Below are 15,047 nucleotides of genomic sequence, written 5' to 3' on the forward strand. Positions count from 1 at the left end.
TTCAGGACCAGCGCTGAATAATCATTGAGGTGTTAATACCGCCGAAGGCGAAGTTGTTACTCTGCAGGAATTCACAATCAATCTGGCGCGCTTCGCCCATGATGTAATCCAGTTCTCCGCAATTGGCGTCCGGATTATGCAAATTCAGCGTTGGCGCGAACCAGCCCTCGCGCATCATCTGCAGACTCATCCACGCTTCCAGCGCCCCGCAGGCGCCAAGGGTATGGCCGAAATAGCTTTTCAGCGAGGAGATCGGCACGCTATCGCCGTAAATCGCCGCCGTCGCCTGGCTTTCGGCGATATCGCCGCGGTCGGTCGCGGTGCCGTGGGCCGAAATGTAGCCGATATCCCGGGCGCTCAGGCCCGCTATTTTTAATGATTGTTCCATGCAGATCTGCATGGTTTCACGCTGCGGTTGAGTGATATGCGCAGCATCGCAGTTGGTGGCGAAGCCGATGATTTCGCCGTAAATGGTCGCCCCGCGTGCTTTGGCGTGCTCCAGTTCTTCCAGAATGAGAGTACCGGCCCCTTCGCCAATCACCAGCCCATCGCGCAGCACATCAAAGGGGGAGGGGGTAATGTCGGGCTGCTCATTGCGCTGGCTGGTGGCAAACAGAGTATCGAATACCGCGGCCTCCGACGGGCAAAGCTCTTCCGCGCCGCCGGCGACCATCACCGTTTGATAGCCGTGGCGAATCGCTTCCCAGGCGTAACCAATCGCCTGGCTTCCGGAGGTACAGGCGCTGGACGTCGGGATCACGCGGCCGCGCAGGCCAAAAAACAGGCCCGTATTGACGGCGGTGGTATGCGGCATCATCTGCACGTAGGTGGTAGCAGTAATATTATTGGTGTGCTTTTCCGTCAACATGGTGGCGAATTCGCTCATCGGGGCGGTACTGCCGGTTGATGAACCGTAGGCGATGCCGGTTTCGCCGTTACTCAGTATGGCATCGTCGATTAGCCCGGCCTGCTCCAGCGCCAGTTCAGTGGCGCGGGTGGAGAGCAACGATACGCGCCCCATCGCGCGAATGCGCTTGCGGGTATAGTGGTCGGGCAGGGTGAAATCATCGATCGGCGCGCCCAGCAGCGTATGCAGCCCGTCGTAAATACGCCACTCCGGCATGGCGCGTACGGCGTTTTTATATCTCTTCAGCCCCGCCGAGACATCCTGCCATTTTTCGCCAAATGCGGTGACGCCACCCATCCCGGTAATGACCACACGGCGTGTCATAACATCCCTCCATTGATGGAAATGACCTGCCGGGTGACATAACCCGCCACATCCGACATTAAATAACTCGCCAGCCCCGCCACTTCTTCCGCCTGTCCCATGCGTTTCATTGGGATCATCGACATTGCCTCTTTCAACGCGGCCTCTTCCATTTCGATCATCCCGGTGTCGATAAGCCCGGGGGCGATGCAGTTCACGGTGATTTTGCGCTTCGCCAGTTCAATCGCCAGCGCTTTGGTGGCGCCGATGATCCCCGCCTTGGCGGCGCTATAGTTGACCTGACCGCGGTTGCCCATCACGCCGGATACGGACGAGAGCGTGATGATACGCCCGCCCTGGCGTGCGCTAATCATCGGCATGATGCACGGATGAATGACGTTGTAGAAGCTGTCGAGGTTGGTGTGGATCACCGCGTCCCAGTCGTCTTCGCCGAGCGCCGGGAAGGCGCCGTCGCGGGCGATGCCGGCGTTGCTGACAATGCCGTACCACGCGCCGTGTTCGGCCATATCTTGCTCAAGGACTTCGCGGCACTGCGTGCGATTGGCGACGTCAAAGCTCAGCAGACGCCCCGCGCCGCCGGCGGCGGTAATCGCCTCCAGCGTCTGCTGCGCGCCTGACGTGTCGCGATGATAGTGGACGCCTACCATAAAACCGTCCGCCGCCAGCTGGCAGGCAATGGCGCGACCGATACCTTTGCTGGCGCCGGTAACCAAAACTGAACGACTCATTCTGACGCTCCTTGTTGAAATAGGGTGTTAAGTTCTGTTGGCGTTGGCTGGAAGGTATTAACCCTTCCGCTGGCCAGCAGGTCATCGTCCGCCATCACGGCGCCTTCGAAGCTAGCGAAACGCTCGTCCTGCATGAGCAGTTTAACGGTAATGGACAGTGCTTTGCCGCGCGGCAGGGAGCCGGCCGCGCAGACTAATTCGCGCGCGCCAAGCACCATACCTAATGAGATGGATGCTTGCCCTTTTTGCAGGCGGTTCCAGCCGGACCAGACGCCGACGGTTTGCGCCATTAATTCAAGGGCGAACCAACCGGGGAGATTGCCCTCGGCATCGAGAAATGGCGCCACGACGCTATGGGGCGAGACCGTGACCCGGCAGGTCGCGGTTTCGTCGGTCACATTGACGACTTCTTCCAGCAGCAGCATCGGCGCATCGTGCGGTAGATAGTCGCCAGGCGATAAATAGTGGTTCATTGAATGCTCCCGAGCAGGATGCTGGCGTTGTTACCGCCAAAAGCAAAAGAATTCGACAGGATAATCGGTCGCGGCAGCGGCAGGGGATGTTCGATGATCCCGCATGGCGGTAGTGTTTCATCGCGCGGCGACTGGCTGAAATCCTGCGCTGGCAGCGGCAGGTTTCGCTGCAGAATCAGCATGCCGATGGCGGCTTCGGTGATCCCCGCGGCGCCCAGCGTGTGTCCGGTCAGGTGTTTCGTTGAACTACAGGGTACCCGAACGCCAAATAGCGCGTTGATGACGTGAGACTCTATTCTATCGTTAAGCGGCGTGGCGGTGCCGTGCAGGTTGATATAACCCACTTGTTCAGGGGCGATGCCCGCATCCCCCAGCGCCTGCTGGATGGCGCGGATCGCCCCCTCTCCTTCAGGATGCGGGGCGGAAATATGCCAGGCGTCGCTGGACTCGCCGATACCCAGTAGCGCGACTGGCTGCGGTTCGCGGGTCAACAGCATCAGCGCCGCCCCTTCGCCGATAGTGATGCCGTTACGGTCGCGGGCAAACGGCTGGCACTGCGTCGTGGAGAGCGATTCCAGACTGTGAAAGCCGTTGATCGGCATTCGGCTGAGGGTGTCCGCGCCGCCGACGATCGCCACATCCGCCAGACCAGCTTCAATTAGTCGGTGTCCGCTGATAATCGCTCTGGCGCTGGAGGAGCAGGCGGTTGACAGCGTAAATGCCGGGCCATCCAGCGCCAGCCAGTGGCTGAGAAAACGCGATGGGTCGCCCAGCTCCTGTTGCGGATATTGCCAGGCCGCGCTTTCCTTGCCGCCAAGCGTCAGGGTGACATGCGCGTCACCCTCATCCAGCCCCGAGGTGCTGGTGCCGAGCACCACGGCCACGCGCTCTCGTCCGTATCGGGCGATGGCGCGATCCACCTGCGGCTGAATTTGCGCCAGCGCCGCCAGCAGCAGCTGATTATTGCGCGAACGATGGGCGCTAAAGGTATCGGGAATGGCGGGCAATTCGCCGTCCACACCCGCGAAAACCGCCTGCGGATGCCCCTGTAGCCACCCCTCGCGCGGACGCATGCCGGGCGCGATACCGCGAGCCAAATTGGCGGCGATTTCATCGTTATCGCGGCCCAGCGCGTTAATCATGCCGACGGCGGAAATGTAGATCATCTCAGTCACCCAGGTATTGAATGGTGATGTGGTATTTAAAGACGTGCTGTTCGATGCTGATCGGCACGCGCTGGCCTTTGCGGTTGATATAGGTGATTTCGGTGACCAGCTTCCCGCGCGCGTTACGTAGTTCGCGTTTGTCGCCGCGCTCGGTCAACGTCCACCCTTTTGGCAACTGCGGCAGCCATGCGCTAACCGACCAGTGGCTGAGCATCACATCGGCCAGCACCTGGCTGGCTGGCGGCAGTTGCGGAACCACCATCGACTGTTCAGCGCGCAGCCCTCTTTCATCATAGGTCACCAGGAACAGGCGGATACCGACGGACGACAGACCCGCCAGCGTGAGCTTTTTATCATCGGCATTGAGCATGACCAGCAGCGACTGGGTTTGGCCGTTGAAGCTGCCGGTGAGCAACTGCTGCGAGCTGATGTCCGGCGAGATACCAGGCGGCGGCAACGTGACGCGGGTACCCGGTTCCAGCCACGCCTGCGGGCGGCCTTGCGGCTCCGGCTGCGAACGGCTGCAGCCGGCCAGCAATAAGGCGGCGAGTAGCGCGAAGGCGCGCCAGAATGATGGTCTTCTCATCGTCTTTTTTTCTCTTTTTTGGTCGGCATCGCTAACGGCGAAAGCAGGAAGGCGGCGAAAATGCCGCTTACCAAAACAATACCAAAACTGCTAATGGCCTGCGTGGCGCTAAATACCAGCATGCCGAGCGTCAATAAGGTGGTCATCATCGCCAGGGTGACCGCCAGCAGCGATGTCAGCGGCGTACCGCGCGGGTTGCTGAAAAACAGCGTGTAGTTAATGCCGATGCCCAGTACCAGCACCAGCGCCAGCAAGGAGAACAGGTTAACCGCGTGGCCGCTAAATGCCAGCATCGCCAGCCCGCATCCCAGCGACAATACCGACGGCACCAGGCTAACCAGCCCTTTGCGCCAGCCAAGGCGGAGCATAGCGCCGCAGGCAATCACCGCCAGCGCAACGCCCAGCAGGCCGGTTAGAATGTGGCGGTAGAGCGCGAACAGCTGGTCGAAATCGCTTTTACGATCGACCCACGCAACGCCAGCCTGTTTTGTACTAAGCGTTTTTAGCGCCGCGCTGTCTTTCACGCCGCTCACCGGGACCAGTACGCCGCTTTCGCCATCCGGCAGCGTCAGCCACAGCAGTCGCCAGCCTTCGCTGGCCGGGCTGGCAAGCCAGACGTCGACGGTCACTGGCATCGGGTTGAGATCGGGATTGATCGTTGCCAGTCCGGCGTGGTTCAGCACGTTACTGACGGTGGGCGCGGCGCGTTGCAGCAGGGCAAGATCCTGCTGCTGGCGGGCGAGTGAATTCAGCGGAATAGCGCGATATCCGCCGAGCAGGCCGTCGCTTTGCGCCTGCGTCAGCGCGGGCATAAATGCCTCCAGGCGCTGCAGCGTCTGCTGGGCCGTTTTGCCGTAAACCACAAACCACTTTTGATCGACGCTTTGCCCGGTGAGCGCGGTGATGGCTTTTTCCTGGGCCAGGATATCCTGCGGCAACGCCTGGAGCTGCGAAATATCATCATCCACCCGCAGCGTCGCGAGACCCGCCAGCGAGAACAGGGCCAGCGCGACGGGGAGGCCGATGGACAGCTTTTTATGGCGTCGCCAGGCGGCAAGCCAGCGTAACAACAATGCCATCGCCGGAACCGGGCGCACGGGAAGTCCACGGCACAACCATGGATGCCAGAAAATTACCGTCAGACACGAGGCGCTCAGGCCGACCGCCGCGAAGAGCGCCATCTGGCGAATCGCCGGAAAGGGGGCCAGCATCATAATCAGATAAGCCGCCACGGTAGTAAGTAGCGCCAGCAGCAACGCATGACGCACTTTGGCGAGGCTTTGCCACGGGGTTGATTCCGCGCCATGCACCATCCGTTCGGTCAGATAATAGAGCGTATAGTCGGCGGAGATGCCGATGATGCTCATGCTCATCACCAGGGTCATCAGATGCAGTTCGCCAAATAGCAGCAGCGTGACGACGGTGCCGGCCAGCGCGCCGATGGCGATGGAAATCAGGCACAGCAGCAGCGGGCGCAGCGAACGAAACGTCACGACGATCAGCAGGATCACGCCGAACAGCGTCGCCGCGCCGAGTGTAGAAATATCGTGCTTCGCCTGCTGACTGGCGTAATCGCTATAGAACACGGTGCCGCGCGACAGCAGCTGCGCCTGCGGATGCTGCGTTTTCCACTGCTTCTCCAGCTCTCCGAGCGTAGTGACCAGCCGGTGCGTCTTCTGCATATCGAATGAGGAACCCGCCAGTTCGCCATGCAACAGATACCAGAGGTTGCCCTGGGCATCTTTGGTCACCAGCCAGCCATCCTGCAGTTGCATCCGCTGGCCGCCTTTCGCCATCGCCAGCTGCGAGCCGCGCATCAGCATCAGCGGATCGTTTTGCAGTTCTTTGCCGCTGACGCCGGAAAATGCCGAATAGAGCTGTGAGAGGATCCATTGCGCCTGCGCTTCGCCGCCGTTTTGCAGGCGCGCGCGGGTAGCGGGGTCAATTAAACCGTTACGATGCTGCCAGAAAAAGGTCCCCCAAGCCTGCTGATTATCGGCATTCATTGGGCCTTTTACCTCGGCCAGCGCTTTCGAGGTTTGCAGCAGACGCAGCCAGTCGCCGGCCACCTGCGGATCGGCCTGTTTACCGGGGCTGACCAGCCAGACCAACTGGCGGTCAAGGCGCTGCATAAAACCGTCGTTCAGGCTGGGCGGGATTGCGCCAAGCGTCTGCTTCGGCAGCATCGCCAGTACGCTGCTGTTGAGCCGGGCCTGCGGCAGCAGTGCCAGCAGCGCGCCCGCCAGGAGCAGGCAGGCGACGGCCCATAACAACGCGGGGCGTTTACTGGGCGGCAAAGCGTTGGCGTTCGTCATCGGTCAGTTGCGCAGGCGTCAATTGGTGTTGGGAAAGGGTGATCTCGGTGCGATCGCCTTGCTTGTCGTTGAGCTGAATATGTTCCAGATAGTCTTTCCCGGCCAAATCGATGCGGGCAAAAATCTTATCCAGCGGCGTAGTTATGGGCGTCAGGCGCAGCGTCCACTGGCCTTCGCCTTTATCGGCAAATTCCACGCGGAAGTTATCTTCCAGAACTTTTCGATCCGCCTGGAACAGCGCGCGCAGCAAATGGTTGAACTGGAACATTTGCGGATTGTTTTCGGCAGTAATGGTTTGCGGCGGCTGGCCGTTGATCGCCTGCACCATCCGTTTGTCATCCAGCAACAGCTGCATGGGGAACGGCGAGGTTTGATCCCACAGCAACCCCTTATCGCGGGCGATCAACATCTGCCCCTGGGATCGTAGCGGCTGCGGCAGATCCTTAATCGTGCGAACTTGATCGAAATGGGCGCGTACCACCGGCTGTTCGCTAAATTGTTTTTGCAGGTCATCAAGCGTGAGGGCGCTGACCAGCGGGCTGATAAACAGCCCTAACAGCAGCAGTAATCTCATGGCGTAACCCCCATGCGTTCAAACAGGATATCCGGGCTGACGAAACACATCTCGCGGCTGTTTTCATCCACCGCAACCTGGATGGTGTAGCCGGTGGTGGTGCGCTTGCCGCTATCGACATCAAAAATTTCGTAGCCAATGCGTAGGCGGTTCTCAAACTCTTCTATCCGCGCGCGCACGCGAATGCGCTGCTCGAAGGTGATAACGTCGCGGTATTTTACGCGGGTATCGACCACCGGCCACAAATAGCCTGAGGCTTTCATCTGCCGGTAGCCGTAGTTGAACTGGTTAAGCAGCGCCTCACGGGCAATTTCGAAGTAGCGGAAATAGTTGCCATGCCACACGACGCCCATCATATCGATGTCATGAAACGGAATAGTCAGCTCTACTTCAGCAGTAAAACGGGGATCGTTAAGCACCCTTTACTCCTTGTCTTTGGGATCCGGCAAACGCCAGAAATCGAAAAAGTTAAACCAGTCGAGCGGCGACTGCAGCGCGTAGTGTTCCAGCCGTTCGGCGTAGCGGTCGATGATGTGTTGCAATGCCTGTTGGCGATCGGCGCGCGGTAATAGCAGCGGGTCGGCGAACGGCTCGCAGTAAATGCGCAGTTTGCCCTGCTGGCGGAGAGCGAAAAGCAAATTAACCGGGCAGCGCAAAATGGCGGCGAGGATAAATGGCCCCTGCGGGAAGGGGGCGGCTTGCCCCATAAAACGGCTCCAGCAGACACGCCATTCGCCGCCACGCTGCGGGTTAACCGCAATACGGTCGCCGACAATCGCGATCCACTCGCCGCGATCCAGCTTTTCTTGCAACAGGATGGCGGTATCCGGGCCGATATCGTTCACCGGCATCAGGTTGAGCCCGGCCTGAGGGGCCATTTCCGTCATAATCTGTTTAAAACGTTGCGCATTTTCGCTGAATACCAGAGCGTTGATGGTTTTGCCGCCCTGTAGTTGCGCCAGCGCGCGGCAGGCTTCGACATCGCCGAGATGCGAAACCAACAGCAGCTTCCCCCGCGGATCGCTGATATTTAGCGTCTCCTCGGCGCCTGCGGTAAAAACCACGTCGCGGCCGAACTGCAATTCGCCGCGCCAGCTGGCGATTTTATCCAGCATCGCCTCGCCGAAGCGCTGGAAGTGCCGATAGCTGGTTAGCGTTGGCGGTATCGGCATCTGGCGCGCGGCGAGCTGTTCGCGCACGCGGGTTATCCATTGTTGCGAAGCACGGCGGGCCGTCGCGGCCGTCAGCCAGTACACGCCGACCACCGGATAAAGCAGCAGCGAGAACGCCTTGCGCCCCAGCAGCCGCCACACCAGTAGCATCAGGCGCATTCCCCATAATCCTTTTACCTCCTGCTGACGCGCCCAGTGCGGCGAGGCGCGGCGAAACAACAGCGAGGGGATCCGCGGCAGCATGCCGAGGAACAGACGCGTGTGCATCAGCGAGATGCGGCAGTTATCTTTGATGGCATCAAAATGCGACAAACCGTCCGGCGGGTAGGTCACGCGGGTTGGCACAAAATAGCTGGTATTTCCCTGCCAGTAGAGGCGCACCATCACTTCGGTATCAAAATCCATTCGCTGGCCGAGTGACACGCGCTGCGCCAGCTGTAGCGTTGGCGTCACCGGGTAGACGCGAAAACCGCACATGCTGTCTTTCAACTGCAGCGACAGCGTTTCAATCCATACCCAGACGTGGGTTATCCAGCGCCCGTAGAGGCGGGAACGCGGGATGGAGTCGTCGTAAATCGGTTGGCCGGAAATCAGCGCTTCGGGATGGGCCTGCGCCAGCGCCAACAGTTGCGGAATATCTTCGATGGCGTGCTGACCATCGGCATCGACCTGCACCGCGTGGCTGAACCCGGCTTGCGCTGCGGCCTGTAGTCCACGGATCACCGCTGCGCCTTTGCCCGCGTTGTGTGGTAAGCGGATTAAGGTCAGATTGGCGGTTTCCGCCGCCAGCCGCTCCAACTGCTGCCGCGTACTGCTATCGCTGCCGTCGTCCACCACGATGCAAGGCAGGCCAAAGGGCTGCAGGCGCGCCAGCACCCGGGGCATCATGGCGCCGTGGTTATAGCAGGGGATCAGCACGCAGGGAGAGAAAGCTAGCGGCATAAGCGAATTTTCCCGCTGCTGGCGGTGTGCCGGGTTTCACCGTCGTGGCGCTGATAGCTAAAGGTCAGGGTCTGGCGCGCCTCCTGCCATGTCAGGGTGAGCGTGACGATCGCGCCCGGCAGCAGCGGCGACTGAAATTTCACGTTCTGAATGTCATGAAAGCGCCAGCCGGGCACGAGCAGGCGGGTGGCGTAATGCATCGCCCAATCGATCTGTGCGACGCCGGGTAGCAGCGGCTGCACGGCAAAATGGCCGCGAAACCAGAATAGCGCCGGGTCGAGAGAGAGCACGATTTCAACCCGATCGGCTTGCGGCTGACGGCGCTCAATTTCATGGGGCTTCATGAAAGAACTCCTGTAATTGCGCGTAGACACGCTTATTCATGCTATTAACGGGGATCTCGTCAACCACCCTCCAGTAGCGAGGGATGGCCACAGGTTCCAGCGAGGCGCGCAGCGCTTTCCGCCATTGTAATTCCTGGCTTTTCCCCCAGCGGCGACGGGCGTCATGATCGAGCACTAACAACGCGCCAACGCTCTGGCGGCTGCCGCGGGTAATCGACAGGACGGCGGCCTCAAGAATGCCATCCAGTTGCAGTAACCGGTATTCCACTTCGCTTAGCGAAATGCGCTTCTCTTCAATTTTCACTACCCGGTCGCGACGACCTGCCAGCTGGAATTGACCGCTTTCATTGAAATGCAAAATATCATCGATAACCAGGCCGTTATCGTCGGCGATAAGCGGCGAAAATAGACGAATTGTGTTGCCCTGCGGCTGAAAGCGGATGCCGGGGAACGGCTGCCACGGCGCATTATCTTGCAGGCGCTGGCGGCAGGCGATAACCCCGCTTTCCGTGCTGCCGTAGATTTCATCCGGCCAGGTATTGAACCAGTTAGCGGTGTGCACGGCATCCTGCCAGGGCAACTTGCCGCCGGCGGACAAAATCATCGCGACCGGCGGCGGGGTAAGCCGATAGTCGAGACGTTTGAGAAAAGCCGGGCTACTGATAAATAAATAATGATGGTCATGGCTTAATGCCGCCAACTGCTCGGCGTACTCAATCATCGCCGCGTGCAGCGGCAACCCCAGCGCCATTGGCAGGAACAGACGGAACGTCAGGCCGTACAAGTGCTGCGGCGCGACCGATGCCACTACCCGACTGCCTGTCAGGCGCCCGGCATAGTGCGCGGCTATCAGCGCCGCCTCGCGGTCGAGACTCTTAACGGGCTTACTAATTCGCTTTGGTTCACCGGTAGAACCGGAGGTAAAAAGCTCAATGCAGGCGTTATCGCCGATCGCCGGGAATGCGTATTCGTGGGATGCGGTCGCCATGGCGGACTGGATAACCCGCAGCGGCCCGCGCCATGGCAGCGTTTTATCGCTCAGGATGCCGTCGAAAAGCGCTCGCTGTTCGTGTAATAGCGCCGCTCGGCTATGGCCAGGAAGCACTGGCGTTTTCCCCGCATGCAGCGTGGCCAACAGCGCGACCAAAAACAGGTAGCTGTTGTCAAAACAGAGCGCCCAACGCTTGCCTGGCTGTTGTTGCAGGTTGTTAAGCAGGTGAGCGACATCATAGCGCAGATGCGCCAGCGTCCAGCTGTGCGCTTCCTGCCACGCAATCAGCGTTTGCGGCGGACGCGGGGCGCTGAGCCACTGGGCCAGCGTGAGGGGCTGCATCATGGTTTATCTCGTTTAATCACCCGCTGGCGCACCAGCCACTCTCCGGCCATCAACATGCCCATCAGCAGATAGGAAATCATGCCGTTCCACGCCGTCCATAGCGACATATCGCCGTATAACGCGGTAACCAGCGCTATACCGCCGTTGCCGATGAAAAAGGCGCACCAGATTTGGGTGACCCGGCGGGTGTAGCGCACGGCTCGCTCAGGAAGAACCGGGTCCCGCAACCGCGCCAGGCGCTCGACTACAGGCATACTTGACCACAGCGAACCGCCAAACACCGCCAGCATTACGCCGCTCACCACCACCGGGTAAAATAGCAGTAGCTGATGGGTCTTTAGCAGGTAGCTGGCAATGCACAGCGTCATGCCGGCTACCGCAACGATCTGAGTGACCACGCTCAACGGCCCTGACTGTCGCCGGGTCTGGCGAAAGCGTAAAAACAGCAGTAGCGCCATTAGCGGCAACAGCCATGGCAGGCTGTTATGCGCGAGGCCAAACCAGATCAAAAATGGCCAGGCCAGCAGTAATAACCCCGTCATAATTGAAACGACCGGCAGCGAGCGGATGCCCGACACGGTGAATTACGCTTCTTTCAGCAGGCGATCCGCCGCATCGACCACGTCCTGCACGGTGCGTACGGTTTTAAAGTCTTCTGGCTTGATTTTCTTGCCGATTTTCTTTTGTAGATGGACGATCATGTCGATGGCGTCGATGCTGTCCAGTTCGAGGTCTTCGTACAGGCGGGCCTCAGGTTTAATATCCTGCGGATCGATTTCAAACACCTTCACCAGCAGCGCGGAGACTTCTTCGTAAATAGCTTTTTGTTCGGTCATAACGGTTCTCCTCAGGCACGCTGCGCTTGAATAAAGGATGCCAGCGTGGCGACGGAAAAGAAGTGCTGGCGCATCTCTTCGCTTTCTGCCGACAGCACCACGCCGTACTGTTTTTTCACCGCCAGACCCAGCTCCAGCGCATCGATGGAGTCCAGACCCAGACCATCGCCAAACAGCGCGGCATCGGTGTCGATATCATCAGCGGACAACTCGTCCAGGTTCAATGTACTGATAATTAGATTTTTAATTTCAAGATAGAGCGCTTCCATCATTAATTCCTGTTTCAGGCGCAACGCCTGATTCTAATTTAAGCAAAATATGCCGGTTTAACTGCCGTGCGGCCAGCGCCGGTTCTTGTGTGTTGGCATCGTAAAATTGGTCTATTCGTAGCCGTTCTCCGACTTCAACGGTAAATAACGGTTTCGTTCGCGGCGGGTCGTACCATTTGCTCTGTTTGCCCAGCATATGCTCGGTACAGCGGATAACGACAACGCGTAAATCGCTGCCGCAGCGCACGGCGATATTGGCCGCGCCGCGCTGCAGCTGCATTTTTTCTCCCGGCACCGTTCGGGTTCCTTCCGGGAAAATCAAAATAGTATCGCCCTGCTGTAAGCGTTGCCGACTGGCCGGAAGCAGGGTATCGGCGCGATCGTTAATCAAATAATCCGCCGCGCGGATCACGCCGCTGACAAATGGGTTTTTCAGCAACGCGCTTTTCACCAGACAGTCGGTTTCCGGCATCACCGAGGCCAGCATCACGTAGTCGATGAGGCTGGGATGATTAGCGACCACCAGGCAACCGCGCTCCTGACGTAAAATCTCGCGCCCTTTAATCTGGTAGTCCAGTACGCCGACGGCTTTCACGACGTTAAGAAAAACGCGAAAGCTGGCGGAAATGCTGCGCCGCGCGAGACGACGACGGCGGGTGTTATCGCGCACCACGATCAGCAGCAGATTGAACCAGATCAGCGAGAGCAGCAGCCCACCGACGCCAAACAGCGCGAAACAAAAACCGGTCATCGCCGCGCGCCACAGGCGATTTAACCGTTGGAAAAGCGGCGTCATGCGCGGCTCCAGCGCCACTGCACGCGCTCGCCGGGCAGGGTGAACGTATGGGAATTCTGCAGATAGTGCCGTAAAAACAGCAGGCTTTGCGGTAGGGGGCTTTCAGGAACGGCATCATGGCGCTCGGCCTGGCACTGCCATTCGCCGCCGGACTCAATAACCCAGGCCGTCGCATAGGGCCAGGTCGGCATAGCCGTCGGCAGCTGCGAATGGTAAAACTCCGGCAGAAAACCATCAAAATCAACCATCAACACGCGTTGATAACCTGCCTGCAGAAGCCCCATGACTTCATATAATCCCTGCTGGAAAGTGTCGCGCCCGGCAGAAAGCGATGACGACGCAATGGGCTTTTTGGCCGCAATCGTCAGATTACCGACGGCGGAATTATGTACCGATAGGGCGAAATCGGTAGGCGATACCGCTTGCTCCATCGCCAGGGCGTGGAGGATCCGATAGTTGCGCTCTAGCTCGCCGTGACGGCTGGTATAGAGAACGGCGTCGATCTCATGGCGGCGCAGCATCGCCAGCCCGCACTCAACCGCCAGCTTGCTGCCGGAGCTAAGTCGGCGAGCGGTCATCATTGGCAGTTCGTTGAGTTTGGCCGCCGGGGCCGCCGGATCGATGGTGTGCGAATACCGTGACCATTGCTGCCACTGTTCGGCTTCGCAAAGCCCAGGCGCTCTCGCCTGCCAGTCGATTATGTTCAGGGTAAAATTCATCTACGCGCGTCCGCGGTAAGCCTGTAGTTCTATGATCGCGACGTTTATAGAACCCGAAACCCGGCGATAACCATCACGAAGCCGTTAATTGGGGGCTTTGCAACCGAAAATCAGCCTCGCCAGCTAAGGGTGACGCCAAGCATATCCGCAGCGCAAAACTTTGCGATGAGATAATGCTGTATTTTCGGTATTTTCACCGCTTAGTGCAATTTATTGCGTTAATCTCCCCATAAAGGATGATAATTCCGCTGAATAGATGGCGCCAATAGCGGGAACTGCAATTACCGACCGGACATGGTAAATAGTAGATATCTGTTGCCAATATCTGGTGGAACCTGATGCCCGAACCCGTCGCCGAACCGGCGCTCAATGGACTGCGCCTTAATCTGCGGATTGTCTCCGTCGTTATTTTCAACTTTGCCAGCTATCTCACTATCGGCCTGCCGTTGGCGGTTCTGCCGGGCTACGTTCACGATGTGATGGGTTTTAGCGCCTTCTGGGCCGGGCTGGTGATTAGTCTGCAGTATTTCGCCACGCTGCTGAGCCGACCGCACGCCGGGCGCTACGCCGATCTGCTCGGGCCGAAAAAGATTGTCGTTTTCGGCCTGTGCGGCTGTTTCCTGAGTGGTTTGAGCTACCTGCTGGCAGCCTGGAGCAGCAGCTGGCCGCTGCTGAGTCTGCTGCTGTTATGCCTTGGACGAGCGATCCTCGGCATTGGCCAGAGCTTTGCCGGCACGGGGTCGACGCTATGGGGCGTAGGCGTTGTCGGCTCGCTGCATATCGGGCGGGTGATTTCGTGGAACGGCATTGTGACCTACGGCGCGATGGCGATGGGCGCGCCGCTGGGCGTGCTGTGCTATTCATATATTGGCCTCAGCGGCCTGGCGATGGTCATTATGGCGGTTGCTCTGGTGGCTATCATTTGCGCGCTACCGCGAACGGCGGTGAAGGCAACGAAAGGGAAAGCGATGTCATTTCGCGCGGTGCTGGGCCGGGTTTGGCCTTACGGCATGGCGCTGGCGTTGGCTTCTGCCGGCTTTGGGGTTATCGCGACCTTTATTACCCTGTTTTATGACGCGAAAGGCTGGGACGGCGCGGCCTTTGCGTTAACGCTGTTCAGCTGCGCGTTTGTCGGCACGCGGCTGCTTTTCCCCAACGGTATTAACCGCCTTGGCGGCCTGAACGTGGCGATGCTCTGTTTTAGCGTGGAGGTTATTGGCCTGCTGCTGGTGGGCTTTGCACAGACGCCGCTGATGGCGAAAGTCGGGACTTTCCTCACCGGCGCGGGGTTCTCGCTAGTCTTCCCGGCGCTGGGCGTGGTGGCGGTAAAAGCCGTACCGCAGCATAATCAGGGCTCGGCGCTGGCGACCTATACTGTATTTATGGATTTGTCGTTGGGGATAACCGGGCCGCTGGCCGGGCTTTTGATGGCGTGGACCGGGATACCGACGATTTATCTGGCGGCTGCAGGGTTGGTGATGGCCGCGCTACTGTTGGGCTGGCGGTTAAAAAAACGGCCCCCGGTGGTTGAACCGGAGGCCGCTGCATCAGGGCAATAAA

General features: G+C 59.2%; 17 protein-coding genes. 1 reads left to right on the forward strand and 16 read right to left on the reverse strand.

Features of this window, described 5'->3' with window-relative positions; all coding sequences use genetic code 11:
* Position 1: 1 nt before the first annotated feature.
* The 16 genes from ABLV07_RS09530 to ABLV07_RS09605 are packed head-to-tail and all read right to left on the reverse strand — an operon-like array spanning position 2 to position 13,487.
* Positions 2–1,231, reverse strand: a complete 1,230-nt coding sequence (locus ABLV07_RS09530; protein ID WP_015703725.1) for a beta-ketoacyl-ACP synthase — start codon at positions 1,229–1,231, stop codon at positions 2–4.
* Entirely contained in the window at positions 1,228–1,959 is a 732-nt protein-coding gene (locus ABLV07_RS09535; RefSeq protein WP_020077752.1) for a 3-ketoacyl-ACP reductase FabG2, read from the reverse strand. The genes ABLV07_RS09530 and ABLV07_RS09535 overlap by 4 nt, the downstream gene beginning before the upstream one ends.
* A complete protein-coding gene (locus ABLV07_RS09540; protein ID WP_348853509.1) occupies positions 1,956–2,432 on the reverse strand; it encodes a 3-hydroxy-fatty acyl-ACP dehydratase in 477 nt (158 codons plus the stop codon). Before ABLV07_RS09540 ends, ABLV07_RS09535 begins: the two co-directional genes overlap by 4 nt.
* Positions 2,429–3,598 (reverse strand): beta-ketoacyl-[acyl-carrier-protein] synthase family protein, encoded by a 1,170-nt coding sequence (locus ABLV07_RS09545; protein WP_348853510.1) that lies wholly within the window; start codon positions 3,596–3,598, stop codon positions 2,429–2,431. Before ABLV07_RS09545 ends, ABLV07_RS09540 begins: the two co-directional genes overlap by 4 nt.
* Before the next feature lies 1 nt (position 3,599).
* Positions 3,600–4,184 (reverse strand): DUF3261 domain-containing protein, encoded by a 585-nt coding sequence (locus tag ABLV07_RS09550; protein ID WP_015369295.1) that lies wholly within the window; start codon positions 4,182–4,184, stop codon positions 3,600–3,602.
* Positions 4,181–6,499, reverse strand: a complete 2,319-nt coding sequence (locus ABLV07_RS09555) for an MMPL family transporter (protein WP_348853511.1) — start codon at positions 6,497–6,499, stop codon at positions 4,181–4,183. Before ABLV07_RS09555 ends, ABLV07_RS09550 begins: the two co-directional genes overlap by 4 nt.
* Complete coding sequence (locus tag ABLV07_RS09560; protein WP_020077756.1) at positions 6,468–7,073, reverse strand: outer membrane lipoprotein carrier protein LolA; 606 nt, start codon at positions 7,071–7,073, stop codon at positions 6,468–6,470. Before ABLV07_RS09560 ends, ABLV07_RS09555 begins: the two co-directional genes overlap by 32 nt.
* Positions 7,070–7,492 (reverse strand): thioesterase family protein, encoded by a 423-nt coding sequence (locus tag ABLV07_RS09565; protein WP_015369298.1) that lies wholly within the window; start codon positions 7,490–7,492, stop codon positions 7,070–7,072. Before ABLV07_RS09565 ends, ABLV07_RS09560 begins: the two co-directional genes overlap by 4 nt.
* Before the next feature lie 3 nt (positions 7,493–7,495).
* Complete coding sequence (locus tag ABLV07_RS09570; protein ID WP_063443101.1) at positions 7,496–9,187, reverse strand: glycosyltransferase family 2 protein; 1,692 nt, start codon at positions 9,185–9,187, stop codon at positions 7,496–7,498.
* Complete coding sequence (locus ABLV07_RS09575; protein WP_032713149.1) at positions 9,178–9,531, reverse strand: beta-hydroxyacyl-ACP dehydratase; 354 nt, start codon at positions 9,529–9,531, stop codon at positions 9,178–9,180. The genes ABLV07_RS09570 and ABLV07_RS09575 overlap by 10 nt, the downstream gene beginning before the upstream one ends.
* Entirely contained in the window at positions 9,518–10,867 is a 1,350-nt protein-coding gene (locus ABLV07_RS09580) for an AMP-binding protein (protein ID WP_348853512.1), read from the reverse strand. Before ABLV07_RS09580 ends, ABLV07_RS09575 begins: the two co-directional genes overlap by 14 nt.
* Positions 10,864–11,445 carry a hypothetical protein gene (locus ABLV07_RS09585; RefSeq protein WP_020077757.1) on the reverse strand — a complete coding sequence of 194 codons (582 nt, stop codon included), beginning with the start codon at positions 11,443–11,445 and terminating at the stop codon, positions 10,864–10,866. Before ABLV07_RS09585 ends, ABLV07_RS09580 begins: the two co-directional genes overlap by 4 nt.
* 6 nt (positions 11,446–11,451) lie before the next feature.
* Positions 11,452–11,703: an acyl carrier protein gene (locus tag ABLV07_RS09590; RefSeq protein ID WP_015369303.1), complete on the reverse strand. Its 252-nt coding sequence runs from the start codon at positions 11,701–11,703 to the stop codon at positions 11,452–11,454.
* An 11-nt stretch (positions 11,704–11,714) separates the two neighbouring features.
* Positions 11,715–11,972: a phosphopantetheine-binding protein gene (locus ABLV07_RS09595; RefSeq protein ID WP_015369304.1), complete on the reverse strand. Its 258-nt coding sequence runs from the start codon at positions 11,970–11,972 to the stop codon at positions 11,715–11,717.
* Positions 11,953–12,768 carry a lysophospholipid acyltransferase family protein gene (locus tag ABLV07_RS09600; protein ID WP_032709335.1) on the reverse strand — a complete coding sequence of 272 codons (816 nt, stop codon included), beginning with the start codon at positions 12,766–12,768 and terminating at the stop codon, positions 11,953–11,955. The genes ABLV07_RS09595 and ABLV07_RS09600 overlap by 20 nt, the downstream gene beginning before the upstream one ends.
* The gene (locus ABLV07_RS09605) at positions 12,765–13,487 is read right to left on the reverse strand and encodes a beta-ketoacyl synthase chain length factor (protein WP_348853514.1); all 723 of its coding nucleotides are present in this window, start codon (positions 13,485–13,487) and stop codon (positions 12,765–12,767) included. Before ABLV07_RS09605 ends, ABLV07_RS09600 begins: the two co-directional genes overlap by 4 nt.
* Positions 13,488–13,825: 338 nt before the next feature.
* Between ABLV07_RS09605 and ABLV07_RS09610 the strand changes: the two genes are divergently transcribed.
* The gene (locus tag ABLV07_RS09610; RefSeq protein WP_020077759.1) at positions 13,826–15,046 is read left to right on the forward strand and encodes an MFS transporter; all 1,221 of its coding nucleotides are present in this window, start codon (positions 13,826–13,828) and stop codon (positions 15,044–15,046) included.
* Position 15,047 lies beyond the last annotated feature (1 nt).

It is taken from the genome of Klebsiella sp. CN_Kp097 (assembly GCF_040064495.1).
In the GTDB taxonomy this organism is placed as follows: Bacteria; Pseudomonadota; Gammaproteobacteria; order Enterobacterales; family Enterobacteriaceae; genus Klebsiella; species Klebsiella aerogenes.

Coding starts and splice junctions, on each gene's coding strand:
- ABLV07_RS09530 (WP_015703725.1), bottom strand. CDS start 1,231: ATGACACGCCGTGTGGTCATTACCGGGATGGGTGGCGTCACCGCATTT.
- ABLV07_RS09535 (WP_020077752.1), bottom strand. CDS start 1,959: ATGAGTCGTTCAGTTTTGGTTACCGGCGCCAGCAAAGGTATCGGTCGC.
- ABLV07_RS09540 (WP_348853509.1), bottom strand. CDS start 2,432: ATGAACCACTATTTATCGCCTGGCGACTATCTACCGCACGATGCGCCG.
- ABLV07_RS09545 (WP_348853510.1), bottom strand. CDS start 3,598: ATGATCTACATTTCCGCCGTCGGCATGATTAACGCGCTGGGCCGCGAT.
- ABLV07_RS09550 (WP_015369295.1), bottom strand. CDS start 4,184: ATGAGAAGACCATCATTCTGGCGCGCCTTCGCGCTACTCGCCGCCTTA.
- ABLV07_RS09555 (WP_348853511.1), bottom strand. CDS start 6,499: ATGACGAACGCCAACGCTTTGCCGCCCAGTAAACGCCCCGCGTTGTTA.
- ABLV07_RS09560 (WP_020077756.1), bottom strand. CDS start 7,073: ATGAGATTACTGCTGCTGTTAGGGCTGTTTATCAGCCCGCTGGTCAGC.
- ABLV07_RS09570 (WP_063443101.1), bottom strand. CDS start 9,187: ATGCCGCTAGCTTTCTCTCCCTGCGTGCTGATCCCCTGCTATAACCAC.
- ABLV07_RS09575 (WP_032713149.1), bottom strand. CDS start 9,531: ATGAAGCCCCATGAAATTGAGCGCCGTCAGCCGCAAGCCGATCGGGTT.
- ABLV07_RS09580 (WP_348853512.1), bottom strand. CDS start 10,867: ATGATGCAGCCCCTCACGCTGGCCCAGTGGCTCAGCGCCCCGCGTCCG.
- ABLV07_RS09590 (WP_015369303.1), bottom strand. CDS start 11,703: ATGACCGAACAAAAAGCTATTTACGAAGAAGTCTCCGCGCTGCTGGTG.
- ABLV07_RS09595 (WP_015369304.1), bottom strand. CDS start 11,972: ATGGAAGCGCTCTATCTTGAAATTAAAAATCTAATTATCAGTACATTG.
- ABLV07_RS09600 (WP_032709335.1), bottom strand. CDS start 12,768: ATGACGCCGCTTTTCCAACGGTTAAATCGCCTGTGGCGCGCGGCGATG.
- ABLV07_RS09605 (WP_348853514.1), bottom strand. CDS start 13,487: ATGAATTTTACCCTGAACATAATCGACTGGCAGGCGAGAGCGCCTGGG.
- ABLV07_RS09610 (WP_020077759.1), top strand. CDS start 13,826: ATGCCCGAACCCGTCGCCGAACCGGCGCTCAATGGACTGCGCCTTAAT.